13 protein-coding genes and 1 rRNA gene are annotated in these 13,797 nt (G+C 39.4%); 7 read left to right on the top strand and 7 right to left on the bottom strand.

Annotation, left to right across the window (positions count from 1 at the left end):
* The 3 genes from ACFVSW_RS17725 to ACFVSW_RS17715 form a co-directional block, all read right to left on the bottom strand.
* Positions 1 to 392 (bottom strand): alpha-helical endospore appendage domain-containing protein (locus tag ACFVSW_RS17725; protein WP_387317973.1); only part of this gene is annotated, 392 nt, incomplete at its 3' end.
* 302 nt (positions 393 to 694) lie between these two features.
* A complete protein-coding gene (locus ACFVSW_RS17720) occupies positions 695 to 1,483 on the bottom strand; it encodes an alpha-helical endospore appendage domain-containing protein (RefSeq protein ID WP_387317972.1) in 789 nt (262 codons plus the stop codon).
* A 458-nt stretch (positions 1,484 to 1,941) separates the two neighbouring features.
* Complete coding sequence (locus tag ACFVSW_RS17715; protein ID WP_387317971.1) at positions 1,942 to 3,069, bottom strand: alpha-helical endospore appendage domain-containing protein; 1,128 nt, start codon at positions 3,067 to 3,069, stop codon at positions 1,942 to 1,944.
* Positions 3,070 to 3,435: 366 nt separating this feature from the next.
* Between ACFVSW_RS17715 and ACFVSW_RS17710 the strand changes: the two genes are divergently transcribed.
* Entirely contained in the window at positions 3,436 to 4,815 is a 1,380-nt protein-coding gene (locus tag ACFVSW_RS17710; protein ID WP_387317970.1) for a sugar phosphate nucleotidyltransferase, read from the top strand.
* 171 nt (positions 4,816 to 4,986) lie between these two features.
* On the opposite strand, the gene ACFVSW_RS17705 is transcribed toward ACFVSW_RS17710, so the two are convergent.
* The 3 genes from ACFVSW_RS17705 to ACFVSW_RS17695 all read right to left on the bottom strand — a co-directional run bounded on the left by ACFVSW_RS17705 (position 4,987) and on the right by ACFVSW_RS17695 (position 7,142).
* Positions 4,987 to 5,310 (bottom strand): alpha-helical endospore appendage domain-containing protein, encoded by a 324-nt coding sequence (locus ACFVSW_RS17705; protein ID WP_387317969.1) that lies wholly within the window; start codon positions 5,308 to 5,310, stop codon positions 4,987 to 4,989.
* Between the two features lie 211 nt (positions 5,311 to 5,521).
* Positions 5,522 to 5,854 carry an alpha-helical endospore appendage domain-containing protein gene (locus ACFVSW_RS17700; protein ID WP_387317968.1) on the bottom strand — a complete coding sequence of 111 codons (333 nt, stop codon included), beginning with the start codon at positions 5,852 to 5,854 and terminating at the stop codon, positions 5,522 to 5,524.
* Positions 5,855 to 5,936: 82 nt separating this feature from the next.
* Positions 5,937 to 7,142, bottom strand: coding sequence for a glycosyltransferase (locus ACFVSW_RS17695; protein WP_387317967.1), 1,206 nt, complete (start codon positions 7,140 to 7,142; stop codon positions 5,937 to 5,939).
* A gap of 172 nt (positions 7,143 to 7,314) precedes the next feature.
* Here ACFVSW_RS17695 and ACFVSW_RS17690 point away from each other — a divergent pair, with 172 nt between their 5' ends.
* From ACFVSW_RS17690 to ACFVSW_RS17665, 6 genes are all read left to right on the top strand, one after another.
* Positions 7,315 to 8,712 carry a glycosyltransferase gene (locus ACFVSW_RS17690; RefSeq protein ID WP_387317966.1) on the top strand — a complete coding sequence of 466 codons (1,398 nt, stop codon included), beginning with the start codon at positions 7,315 to 7,317 and terminating at the stop codon, positions 8,710 to 8,712.
* A gap of 43 nt (positions 8,713 to 8,755) precedes the next feature.
* A complete protein-coding gene (locus tag ACFVSW_RS17685; RefSeq protein ID WP_387317965.1) occupies positions 8,756 to 9,754 on the top strand; it encodes a glycosyltransferase in 999 nt (332 codons plus the stop codon).
* Positions 9,755 to 9,786: 32 nt separating this feature from the next.
* Positions 9,787 to 10,389 carry a class I SAM-dependent methyltransferase gene (locus ACFVSW_RS17680; protein WP_387317964.1) on the top strand — a complete coding sequence of 201 codons (603 nt, stop codon included), beginning with the start codon at positions 9,787 to 9,789 and terminating at the stop codon, positions 10,387 to 10,389.
* Between the two features lie 38 nt (positions 10,390 to 10,427).
* Positions 10,428 to 11,555, top strand: a complete 1,128-nt coding sequence (locus ACFVSW_RS17675) for a glycosyltransferase (protein ID WP_387317963.1) — start codon at positions 10,428 to 10,430, stop codon at positions 11,553 to 11,555.
* A gap of 160 nt (positions 11,556 to 11,715) precedes the next feature.
* Positions 11,716 to 12,681: a GDP-mannose 4,6-dehydratase gene (gene gmd / locus ACFVSW_RS17670; protein ID WP_387317962.1), complete on the top strand. Its 966-nt coding sequence runs from the start codon at positions 11,716 to 11,718 to the stop codon at positions 12,679 to 12,681.
* Positions 12,678 to 13,601 (top strand): GDP-mannose 4,6-dehydratase, encoded by a 924-nt coding sequence (locus tag ACFVSW_RS17665; RefSeq protein ID WP_387317961.1) that lies wholly within the window; start codon positions 12,678 to 12,680, stop codon positions 13,599 to 13,601. The genes gmd and ACFVSW_RS17665 overlap by 4 nt, the downstream gene beginning before the upstream one ends.
* Before the next feature lie 69 nt (positions 13,602 to 13,670).
* Here ACFVSW_RS17665 and rrf read toward each other — a convergent pair.
* Positions 13,671 to 13,787 (bottom strand): 5S ribosomal RNA (rrf, locus tag ACFVSW_RS17660).
* Between the last annotated feature and the right edge of the window lie 10 nt (positions 13,788 to 13,797).

Genomic DNA, 13,797 nt, shown 5'->3' with positions numbered 1-13,797 from the left:
AATGTAAAAGGATTCCAGTTCGTAACAGTGGCAGCTGAATCCCACGCATGGTCAAATGTAAAAGGATCCAAGTTCGTAACAGTGGCAGCTAAATCCAACGTATGTTCAAATTTGAACTCCAATAGCATTTCCTTTTTAATCACGTCACGAAGGGTTCTTTGGACATTTGTATCCGCAGAAAGAAGAGTGGCTAAGGAAACGGTTGCAGGAGTAAAAGTAGTACGTGTAGGAGTTAATGTTCCGATAATAAATTGAAGCTTTTCCGCTTCTGCATTCAGCAAATGAGCCAAGGCTAGTTCCTCGATGGCGACAGAGCTAAGAAGCAATGGAACAGTTTGACCCAAACTAATGGAAATCGTGGGTGTTATATTAGGTATGTTTGGATTAGACATTTCATCATTCCATTTCAATTTTTTATATAAGTCCGTTATATATACCCCGTAGGTGCAGGTATCTAAAAAAGACTTATACACTTGCACATTATGAAAAAATATTTAATTGAAGACGGCTAATATCACGAAAAAAAATTTTTTTCTATGTGCTAATCCAATTGCTGTGTTTTTAGTAGGAGAGAGTAAACAAAAAAAAGCCAGTACTTTAAGAAAAAAGACTGGAGGCATTTATGCGTTTTACCGCTAAACCAAACAACTCCCATTCCATATTCGGAATGGGAGTTGTTATAACTAAATGTTTGTTAAGGTAAGGGGCAACCTGTTATTTCCACGTGTCCTTCTCCGTTTTGTGTAAAGGTGACAACCTGCGTTCCATTAGGAGTATTATCGATAGTTAGTACAAATGTTGCAGTAGGTGATGGTGGCTCTACATCAGTCAATAGGAGAGTGAAGGTAGAAGAGAACGGTGCACCATTAAAGTTTCCTGTTCCAGATCCCGTTACAATCATGGTATTTAAAATATCCGATAGAACAGGACAAGTTACCGAAGTGATTGTTGTAGCTATGAAAGATTCGCTAAAACCAGGTGGTGCTGAGTCGAAATTAAATGTAAACATACTACCTGCTGGACCGCAGCTTGGGCAAATCGCTCCAGTTAAATCGATATCACCTGTCACTACACCGACGCCAGGAACAGTAATTGAGACACCACCCATATGGAAGTTCAATGTAGCATTACAAGGGCAAGCTAGTGGCGTTGGACCAACCAATCCTGGAGTGAGTGCGATTAAATCAAGAATATTTTCAAACTTGAATTCAAGAAGCATTTCCTTCTTGATCACATCGCGAAGTGTTCTTTGTACACTTGCATTCAAAGTAAGAAGGTTGGTCAACGAAACCGTTGCAGGAGATAATGTAGCACCTGTTGGGGTTAATGTGCCAAGAACAAGTTGAAGTTTTTCGGCTTCTGCGTTCACCAGGTGAGCGAGAGCCAGCTCCTCGAGGGCTATGGAAGCCAGTAGTAGTGGAACAGTTTGTCCTACACTAAGCGAGATTGTAGGCGTAATATTCCCTATGTTGGGATTAGACATTATTATTCACCTCCTTGGTGATTTTTACAAAAGCTGTACAAGCCTTTGTTCCTTATTATTTTTATTCAATTAAGGTTTAAGAGATTGTGTATTTGTCTGTTTTCCCAAAAAACTAGCAAAAAAGGCTTTCTCGCATGCGTTTTCACAGTTTTTAAATATAGGAAAATGAAGAGCACTTTTTGGACAAATAATTGCTGAGGAAGGCTCCATCTCAGGAAGAGGCGAAGAATGTCTACTAAGATCACACCCAATATTTATTATTCCAATTGCTTTATTGGTGAAGGTCCGCCCCTAGAATCTACTAATTCGGATGCTTGTTTAATATTTTTTGGATTCTATGAAAACGAAAAATAGCAGTAAACCAAAACAGCCAGTGCTTTAACCAAAAAGCCTGGCTGATTCCCTTCTATTATTTAAAAGACGTCAGTAATTTTCATGACATTTCAGCAATGGCTAGATCACATAAAGGTAATAATGACTACTCCGTTGTCTGTACCGACACCAGCTGCGTTAACTTGGTTCGTTCCATTATTTCGCGAACCGCCTCCGCCGCCTCCGCTACCGGCATTGGCACCCGGGGCTGGAATACTTCCTCCACCACCGCCGCTATAGCCGCCACCACCGCCGCCACTCCTGCCGGCGCCGCCGCCGCCGCCGAAACCGCCAGCACCTGCACCAACAAAACCAGCTCCACCGGCACCACCAGCATCAATAGCTGTGCCGCCACCGCCGCCGGGGGATGCATTTCCTCCATTGGAGAAAACCCCTGCACCGCCGCCTCCGCCGCCGTCTAGTGAATCAGTACCTGCACCACCGCCGTTCCCGCTAGAACCAGGAGCACCCCCTACAGGATTTCCAGTTGTTCCTGGACCAGTATTTGTGATATCTACTATTGAAGCATCTACTCCGTTTCCACCGCCGCCAACAGCATTGAAACCACCGCCGCCTCCCCCTCCAGCCGCGACCAATAATGTTGATGGATTAAGATCAGCAGGGACTGCTCCTATCCATACAAACGAACCACCGCCACCGCCAGCACCGGCTTCACTGAAGACAGTAGATGCGCCCATTCCCCCAACAAGTATCGCCAGTGATTCTCCTAGTGTCACAGCAAAGTCGCCCTGTACAGAAGCCCCGCTACCTCCGGTGGAACCGAGTGCTGATCCGCCAGCAGCACCAAGGGCCTGAATTCTGGCAACAGCTGCACCTGCTGGGACAGTAATTGTTACCACCGCTCCTGTAAAGGAAAATGTAAAAGGACCAAAGCCTGCAACAATGGCAGCTAAATCTAACGTATTTTCAAACTTGAACTCCAGAAGCATTTCCTTTTTAATCACATCACGAAGGGTTCTTTGAACACTTGTATCAAGCGAAAAAAGGTTCGAGAGCGAAACCGTTGCTGGAGAAAATGTAGTTCTAGTAGGGGCTAATGTTCCGAGCACAAATTGAACCTTCTCCGCTTCTGCATTCAGCAAATGAGCCAAAGCGAGTTCTTCTAATGCAATAGAACCCAATAGTAAAGGTACAGTTTGTCCTAAACTAAGGGAAATCGTAGGTGTGATATTAGAGATGTTTGGATTAGACATTTTATCACTCCATTTCATTTAATTTATAAGTTCGGATAAAAGACCAAGCAGAGGACTATTCTTTTACCCAGCAGGCAGCAATTTACTGAATATGAAAATACCCATCTTGAAGGTCACACTATTCGACTTATCTGCTTGTACAATATGAAAAGTTAATCAATACAAACACGGCTTGTCTCACTGTTTTAGATAATAATTCTTTTAAGATAATAAGTAATGAGAAAGTAAAATCCTTTCTTAGATTTATTTTCTAAGCTCGTTTATTAAAAGGCTTTTATCTATTTCATAATGCCATCTGCACTCATATGATAGTAATTCAAGTGGATGGAAACTTTTTGGGTAATCCATTATATAGAGGTGCACGAAATGAAACTTATATTGCTGTCAGGAGGTTCCGGAAAACGATTATGGCCGCTTTCCAATGACTCCAGATCGAAGCAATTTTTAAAAATGCTGCCACGTTCTGAAGGTGAGCTGGAATCCATGGTGCAAAGAATCTGGCGACAATTAGAGTTAAATCAATTATTAAAAAGTACGTATATCTCGACGAGTAAAGCACAAGTAGATATTCTTCAATGTCAATTAGGAACCGAAGTACCGTTAATAATCGAACCAGAGCGGAGAGACACCTTTCCGGCAATCGCATTAGCAGCAACGTACTTGTGCTCAATCGGTGTTAATAGAAATGATGTCATTATTGTAATGCCTGTTGATCCTTTTGTGGAAAATCAATTTTTTAATAAAATTAAAGAATTAGAGGATGTTATTTTGGAATCGAGTATGGATATCGCTTTAATTGGGGTAAATCCTGCCTATGCTTCGACAAAATACGGTTATATCATTCCTGAAAAAAATGAAATGAAACGACAACAAGCACAAGAATATTTAAACGTAACCGGTTTTAAGGAAAAACCGACAGAAGAGATGGCAGAGCGCTTAGTGAAACAGCAGGCACTATGGAACTGTGGTGTATTTGCCTTTAAATTAGGCTATATGCTGAATCAGCTAGAAAAAAGAGGGCTTCCTACTCAATATGATCAAGTAATAGAGCACTATAATAATCTGCCGAAAATAAGCTTTGATTATGAAATTGTAGAGAAGGCAGAGCGAATTGCCGTTACCCCCTATAACGGCTATTGGAGAGACTTGGGGACTTGGAATACATTGACGGAGGAGATGCAGACAAATATCCTCGGCAGGGGTTCAATGAGTCAAGATTGCATCAATACACATTTAATCAATGAATTAGATCTACCTGTGGTTGTACTGGGTACTTCAAATGTAGTTGTGGCAACAAGTCCTGATGGTATTTTGGTTTCAGAAAAATCTGTAAGCCACCAAGTCAAAGAGATAGTAAAAGATTTCGAACAACGCCCTATGTTTGAGGAGCGCCGTTGGGGGTGGTATCGTGTCTTGGACTACAAAAAATCCGCTGACGGAATGGACGTGCTGACAAAGCGATTATTCATATTTTCAGGGCACAACCTCAGCTATCAATATCATCATAACCGGAGTGAAGTATGGGTGGTAGTTGAAGGTGAAGGAGAATTTGTTCTTGATGATAAATTGTCTTATGTAAAAAAAGGCGATGTGCTAACGATTCCTGTAGGCGCTAGGCACGGAATCAAAGCAAGTAAAGATCTTGAAATTTTTGAAGTTCAAATGGGAAGCAAACTCGAAGAAGAAGATATTGTTCGTTTATTTATGTCATGGGAAGAAATGAAGAAATCCCTTGAGAGTAAGTAATTTTCCTGTTTATTTTTCTTGAGGATAAGGAGAAATTACCTTGAACCTTCATGACCTCTTCATTTTTCTGGATTATCCAATCAATCCAAAGCCCCATTTTGGATGGAACAACCTTATAAGGCAATAAATGAAGAAGAAAGAAAATCGATAACAGATTTTCTTTCTTTTTCTTCATTTTTTATCGTTTGGTGTCAAATCAAGGATGTTATCTAATTTAAATTGCAATAACATCTCCTTTTTGATAACGTCCTGAAGGATTCTTTCAGCACTAGCATTGATTGTAAAAAGATTAGATGCGGAAACCTCTTTGGGAGAAAGTTTTGTTTTTGCATGCTTTAATTTTCCGAGTACAAATTGAAGTTTTTCAGCCTCGGCATTAATGACGTGTGCTAGGGCTAACTCCTCAAGGGCAATGGAAGCCAGCAGCAATGTAACGGCCTGATCGGTGGTAACTGAATGGAGTGGACTAATATTCGGAATATTGGCTTGTGACATTGTTATCACCTCGTTTTCTTTAGCGCTGATGTTAGTTTATTTCCTCAGGTTAAAGAATGACACAACTATTTTTTTGATGTTTGCTACGCAAAGTTATTTAATTAAAAAGCTCCCGGTTGGGTACACCAATCGGGAGTAAGTGAAATATGAAGATTTTTATCTTTTCATCGACTTAGAACGACTAAGTGAGGTGCTGCAAAACTAACTAACCTTAACCTCCTGGTCGTGGCGTGATAGCGATCAAATCAAGGATATTTTCAAACTTAAACTCTAGGAGCATTTCCTTCTTAATCACATCACGAAGTGTTCTTTGAACACTTGTATTAATATCAATAAGATTAGTTATATTAACCACTGCAGGAGAGAAAGTAGTTCTAGTAGGAGTTAAAGTTCCTAGAACTAATTGAAGTTTCTCTGCTTCAGCATTAATGATGTGTGCAAGAGCCAATTCCTCTAGGGCAACAGAAGCCAAAAGCAAAGGAATCGTCTGAGAAGTCGTAACTGAAATAAGCGGCGTAATATTAGGAATGTTAGCTTGGGACATTTTTTTCACCTCTTTTCTTTTAATCTTTTACATTGTATTGATTTCTCTCATTGAGGGGCACGGCCAATAAACTATTTTTATTTTAATCATATTTTTTAGGTAAATGGATTGTGAGCGCCTTTGCGATTAGTGTTTCATCATCGCAGTCTTCCGTTAATGGACTAAATAAATCTTGCTGTTTCGCCATCAGTTCACGTAGAGCTTCTACGGGAGAATCAAATGTTTTCGATTGACTTGCAGCCATTGCATAACACCTTGCAGCTTCCTCAATCTGTCCCAGTTTTTCGAGGCAGCATCCTTTATAGTGTAATGCTTGAAAGCTGCCTACACCCTTTATGGTAAGATGCTGTAAATTCTCCTCTCCCATTTCGAGACAATGTTCAAACGTCTCCAATGCGTCTTTGAACATATCTTTCAAATATAAGATTATGCCTTTATAAAAATGTAAATCTACATAATCCGGATAAAGCATAAGCACTTTTTCAATACCTGGCCATGCTCCTTCGATGCTTCCAGTATTAATCAATATGGAATACTTTAATCGATATAAAAGTGAAGGCGGCGCCTGTAACCGTTTTAGGAAATCTTTAATGGAATGATTAACATGATCAAACGCTTTACTAAATTCCTGTTTATTGTAATATTCGCTGGCAATATGATAATGAATCCAAGGGTTATGGTCTTTTTGTTTCAGTTCTTCCAGTAACATTGTAAGATTCCGTTCAAATTTCTTTTTATTTTCAGTCACCAAAGCCATATAACCATAATGGTGTACTTTAATTGGCACCGTTTTGATTATCAGACCATCCTCCGGTATCGTCAGAACCTCATCAGTGTTTAGCATTTCATGGATTTTGCCAATAAATTTAAATCCTATATGATTTCGGAAAAGGCGAGTATGGGCAATATCGAAGGTTTTATCCGGTTCGGGGCGATCGCCATAATAATTTATTAAATGAATCGATAAAAGGTCTTCATCGGAATAAAGGATATCACGCAGTTTATAAACATCAGAAGATTCCAACTCCTCATCTGCATCCAACCATAAAATCCAATCCCCTGTTGCACGTTCTAAACCAAAGTTGCGGGCGTCAGAAAAGCTTTTATTCCAGGGAAATTCGTAAACCTGTGCTCCAAATGATTTACAGATTTCAACTGTCCGGTCTGAAGATCCCGTATCTACTATAATGATTTCGTCTACAACCTTCTCTATACTGCTAAGGCAATTACCGATACAGTCCTCTTCATCTTTTACAATCATGCATAACGACAAACGTCGAAAGTCCATATTTCCTTTCACTCTCCTTATAAAAAAACTAAACCAATCATTTCCCATATTATGATTTTAACTAGGTAAAAGTGCGTTTTTGGAAACTTATTCAACGGTGTTCAATATACTGTGTAAGTGAAGAAAAAAAGAAAGAAAGAAAACACAATAACGAAGCTTGAGGTGGATACTGTTGAAGACAGAAGCATTAAAAATTAACTGGGTAGGTCCTCAATTTGCCGGTCATAGTCTTGCAATTGTTAACAGGAATATTTGCAGATTATTAAGCAAAGAACATTTGAATATTAAGAAAAAAATTCCTGATTTAGAAGCACCATTAGCACTCTCTGACAATGAAAAACAAGAATTTTCGCCTTTTCCCGAATCAGACTTGACGATTTTCCATCAGTGGCCGCCAGATTGGGAAGCACCAAAAAGTAAGAAGTGGATTTGTATGCAGCCTTGGGAATATGGCGCAATTCCTAGAATGTGGTATATTCCAATGAAGTATTGGGTGGATGAAGTCTGGGTTTATAGCAAATACAATAAAGAAAGCTACGTACGCTGCGGAATTCCAGAAAATAAAATTCACGTCATTCCTCTTGGGGTGGACGAGAAGGTTTTCCACACAGATGTAGAAGCACTGGATTTACAACCTTCCTCATTTCGATTCCTGTTTGTCGGAGGGACGATTGGACGTAAGGGAATTGATACTCTCATTCAAGCTTACCTAAATGAATTTACTGCGAATGATGACGTTTGTTTGTTTATTAAAGACACCGGCACCCAATCTTTTTATAAAGGAATCACGCTTGAAAAGATGATTCATGAAGCCATGTCAGATCCAAAAAATCCGCGGATTGTCTACATGGATCATGATATTTCAGAAACAGAGCTGGCAGGATTATATAAGGCGTGTGATTGTTTGGTTCATCCATACAGGGGAGAAGGTTTCGGGCTGCCTATTGCAGAAGCTATGGCATGCGGAATTCCGGCTATTGTACCGGATAAAGGTTCATGTCAGGATTTTTGCAATGCTGAAACAGCATTTTTTGTACCCTCTAAGGAAGTTCTTTTATCAGAGAAAAAAGTAAGTGATCTGGATACAGTGGACTATCCATGGTGGCTGTCGATTGATCAAAACGATTTACAGCAAACAATAAGGTTCGCATACGAGAATCCTACATTGGTCAAGAAAAAAGGACAGGAAGCAAGCCGGCAGATTTTATCCTCCTTTACATGGAAAAAAAGCGCTCTTGCAGTTTCTGAAAGAATCAGACAGTTATCTAATCAGAAATCAGGCCCGAAAACAGCAAACGAGGATATTATTAAAATGGAGCTGGAGTATGGAAATGAACTTTATCAAAAAAATTTCATGGAAGATGCATTAGATATCTATCTGAACCTTCTTTCAGTATACCCCCTGACACTTATGGCGCGGTATAATGCAGCAATCATTTACATCCAACAAAAAAAGTACACCGCTGCAATAGAACATCTTGTTTACATTGCTACCAATATGAAGAAACTTGATCATGACTTTCAGGAGAATATCCAGCTCATGATGAAATTCTGTTATGCACAGCTGTAGTCCTTTAGTGGATTATTTAATCACATGATAGGAAGGGTAAAAGATGAAAATATTATATCTATCTGTTCATGAGGTATTAGAGTATGATGAGCTAAAAATATTTACTGAATTAGGATACGAATGTTATTCTCACGGTCAATATTCCCGTCCTCATAAAGGCAGCAGACTCCGCCCTCCCATTCCAGAAATGAAATTTGACCCTCATTTTGCTGACATGGTTGATCGTTATCCTCAAGATAATCTACATCCTGAAATGATTGAGGATAAGGACATCATTATTGTTATGCATTCACCATCTTTTATCATTAATAATTGGGAGAAAATTAAGCATAAGCGTGTCATTTGGAGGTCAATAGGCCAATCAGTTCCTGAAGTTGAAAATATTCTTCTTCCATATCGAGAGCAAGGGATGGAAATTGTTCGATACTCACCAAAGGAAAGAATGATTCCCGATTATATTGGAGAAGATGCGGTAATCAGGTTCTACAAAGATCCAAAAGAGTATGATCATTGGACTGGCAATAAACTGAATGTCATCACTGTCAATCAGTTGATGGAACAAAGGCCTATAGATTGTAACTATATTTTATTCCATCATGTTAGTAAAGGACTCCCTGTAAAACTATTTGGTCCTGGAAATGAGGGCATACCTGAAAGTGCTGGATTGGTGACATATGAACAAATGAAAACGGAGATGAGAGAAAATCGGGCATTTTTTTATACAGGTACTAGAGTTACAAGTTATACTCTTGGATTTATCGAGGCATTTATGACAGGCATTCCTATTGTTTCAGTTTCAGAAATACAAGGGAATCATCCATTCCTTAATCAACGCACATTTGAAGTTCATGAAATCATTGAAAATGGAAAAGAGGGGTTTGTTTCTGATAGTGTTCTAGAATTACGGAATTCATTAACTGAATTACTAAGCAATTATGAGCTTGCGAAAGAAATAAGTAAAAATGCCAGGGCTAAGGCAATTCAGTTATTCGGCAAAGATAACATAAAAGATCAATGGAAGAAATACTTGTCTAAAAAATAGGCTCTTATTTCGCAATCTTATTGGAGGAGATTATGAGTATTTTAAGCATGGATACCTTTTTTAAATTATTTGGCAGTGGTAGCTACAGTGGGGAAGTACCTTTTTACACTCGTCCTTATGATGTTCCGGCGCTAATAGCCCTTTCACGAACATTTTATCCTAAAACGGTTATTGAAATTGGAATACAACGTGGAGAAACAGCGAAATGTATTTTAGACAATAGCCCATGGATTGAAAAATATGTAGGGATAGATGTCATACCCACCTATATTACTCCGTTAGCCATTCAAAGGGGGGAGGTTCCTCAGATTGCAGGAGAGTGTGTGAAGGATGATCCAAGAGTAGAGTTGATTGTCAAACCGAATGGTTCACGGGATTTGGAACCATCCGATTTGCCTGCAGCAGACTTAATTTTCATTGATGGTGATCATTCCAGAGAGGGTGTGCTAGAGGATACTCTTTTAGCCAGGGAAGTTATCAGAAAAGGTGGAATCATTTGCTGGCACGATTATGGAAACCATCTTGTACCTGGGGTGACGGAAGTAATTGATACTTTGAATATGATGGAAGGTAATCATATTTTTTTCGTTGAGGATACGATGATTTGTTTTCAATTTTTTAGAGATGGCCGATAATTTGGCCGTTTATACCTTTTAGAAAGGAAGATTTGTGTATGACTCAGCCTTCAGGAATTATATGGGTAGGCCCAATAGCAGATATGGGGGGATACGGTAATGTTACCAGGAATTATTTGAGAGCTTTGCAGCATATTGGACTACCGGTACGTTTAGTAAATACGGTTGGGATCAATAATGAAATTGGAGAAGATGACATCAAGCTGCTGATTGATTTCTTAACAGCAAGACAGGATCTGGGCGATAATCCAGTACTTGTGATTCATGGTACTGCAGAATCATTTATGGGGTTTGAAAAAGAAGGTTATTATAAAACAATTGGGATTACCCTGTTTGAAACAGACCGCCTCCCCCTTCATTGGACAAAATTATGTAATGATTTAGATGAGATTTGGGTTCCCACTCAATTTAACTTTCGGACATTTACAGAATCCGGTGTTGATCCCTCAAAAGTTCACGTCATTCATTATCCAATAGAGAGCAGCACTTACGCAAAACCATTCGACCCCTACCCTTTTTCTGCGGAAGTAAAGTCTTTTAAGTTTCTATACACATTAGCGTTTGATTACCGTAAAGGGTTGGATTTGCTCATTCAAAGCTATTGTAAGGAATTCTCGACTACGGATGACGTTAGCCTAATTTTAAAAATTTATGTTCCCTCATGGATTACTCAAGAGAATTTAATTGAATTATTAACCTCATATATACCAAGTAAGGAAAATAATCCCCATGTTCATTTCATCATTGAAAATACTCCTCGAGAAGACTTACTGCGTTTATATTCGAGCTGTGACTGCTATGTTTCCACTGAAAGGGCCTGCGGGTGGGGGATGCCCCAAATGGAGGTAATGGCGATGGGAAAACCTGTTATATCTATTAACTGGGGGGGAGTCACAGAATATTTGAACGATCAAAATAGCTTTCTAATAGAGCCTGAGCAAGAACTAGAGCCCGTACACCCTGAATTACAGCGCACAAGAAATATCCATTATTATGGACATAAATGGGCAAAGGTTAAAGAAGAAAACGTGCGAAAGGTTTTGCGGGAAGCGTTTGAAAACCATAAAAAAAGAGAAGACATTTCATTGCAGGCACAACATGATATAGTAAATTATTTTTCTCCACAAGTCATTGCGGAGCAAATGAGAGCCCGGTTATTTTCTTAATCTTTATATGAGGAACAAGACAAATAAGTCTGGTTCATCAATATAAAGATTTTTTTTGTGTTAAAATGCACTTTTTCTTAGGTAAAGGGAATAGAAGAAGCTCATAACCGCATAGATACTACATAGGAATTCTTACAGTAAAAATCAGGGGAGGATATGCATGAAAAGAACTCTCATTACGGGTATAACAGGCCAGGATGGTTCATATTTGGCAGAACTTCTTCTTGAAAAGGGGTATAAGGTATATGGGCTAAAAAGAAGAACCTCGACAGAAACCTATGAAAATATTAAACATATACAAAAAGAAATTGAGTTTATATCCGGTGATTTGGCTGATTTATCATCATTGATACAGGCTGTGAAACTTTCTAAGCCGGATGAAGTTTATAACCTTGGTGCACAATCTTTTGTAGCAGATTCCTGGTCCCAGCCAGTCTATACGGCAGAGATTACTGGTATTGGGGCACTAAATTTGTTGGAAGCAGTCAGGCAAATAAAGCAGGATGCTCGTTTTTACCAGGCTTCAAGTTCTGAAATGTTCGGAAAGGTTGTAGAAACACCTCAAACGGAAACGACTCCCTTTTACCCTCGAAGTCCTTATGGTGTAGCGAAAGTATATGGACATTGGATTACTGTCAATTATCGCGAGAGCTATGATTTATTTGCCTGTTCGGGAATTTTATTCAACCATGAATCACCAAGAAGAGGAATCCAATTTGTTACACGGAAAGTAACGGATGCTGTCGCGAGGATTAAACTCGGCCTCCAAACGGAACTTCGCCTTGGAAATCTTGATGCAAAACGGGACTGGGGTTTTGCAGGTGATTATGTAAAAGCAATGTGGCTCATGCTTCAACAGGAAAAGCCGGACGATTTTGTGGTGGCAACTGGAAAGACTCATACAGTACGTGATCTAGTTGAAACTGCCTTTGATCATGTTGGCTTGAAATGGGAAGATTATGTTGTCCAGGATCCTGCATTTATGAGACCGGCAGAAGTAGATTTGCTCCTCGGAAACCCCCAGAAGGCAAAAAAAGAGTTGGGATGGGAGCCTAAGGTTTCCTTTGAGGATTTAGTTAAAATGATGGTAGACCATGATCTTAAAAAGTATGGTCAGACTACATGAAGGCATTGATTACGGGGATTACAGGCTTTGTCGGGAAACATCTTGAAGCCCTCTTGAAAGATAAAGCTGATGTATATGGAACATCAAGATTAAATAGAAGCGAAAAGCATATTTTTGAAGTGGATTTCAGTGAAGAAACAAAAATCATTGAGTTAATCAAGACCATTAAACCTACTCACATTTTCCACCTTGCCGGATTAAGTAATGTAAAGGACTCTTGGAACCACAAAGCTGACTTTATTCAGGGAAATGTGATTGGAACCATTCATTTATTGGAGGCTGTAAGAAAAGCAGATCACCAAATAAATGTGCTGACAGTGGGTTCTTCAGAGGAGTATGGACTTATTCCGCAAGGATTAGACAAAGTCACGGAGGAAACGGCATTAAATCCGGTCAGTCCATATGGAATCAGCAAGTCTGCGATAGGCATGCTTGTGAATTTATATCATAAGTCATATGGATTAAATGTTATACATGCCAGGCCATTTAATCATATCGGTCCAGGCCAAAGACTAGGATTCGTCACATCTGATTTTGCCTATCAAATTGCTCTTATTAACAAAGGAATAACAAAAGATTCTATACTGCGAATCGGGAATTTAAATACGGTAAGGGATTTTACCGATGTAAGGGATATTGTGGAGGCTTATTATCATATCGCATGTTCCGGTGAAGCAGGGGAAGCTTATAATGTGTGTACAGGTCAGGGAGTTTTTATTCAAGATATATTAGAGACTTTTATAAGTTTTTCAAATAAAAAGATCAATGTCCTAGTTGACCCTAGCAAGTTAAGAGTGGCAGAGATGTCCAGATTAGTAGGGGACCCTGGGAAATTGTTTAAGTTAACGGGATGGAAACCGCAACAGAAACTTGAGGATACATTAAAGGACATTTATGATTACTGGATAGGAAAATGCTGACCCCACCTTTTAATTTATTATTTCCTAAACGATAAAAAAGGACAGCTCATTTGAGTTGTCCTTTTCGTTGCCTGGCAACGTCCTACTCTCACAGGGGCGCATGCCCCAACTACCATCGGCGCTGAGAAGCTTAACTTCCGTGTTCGGTATGGGAACGGGTGTGACCTTCTCGCCATTACTACCAGACTATATTTAC

The organism is Neobacillus sp. NPDC058068 (assembly GCF_042885335.1).
Taxonomy (GTDB): Bacteria; Bacillota; Bacilli; order Bacillales; family Cytobacillaceae; genus Neobacillus.
This window is presented reverse-complemented; position numbering and strand designations above follow the sequence as displayed.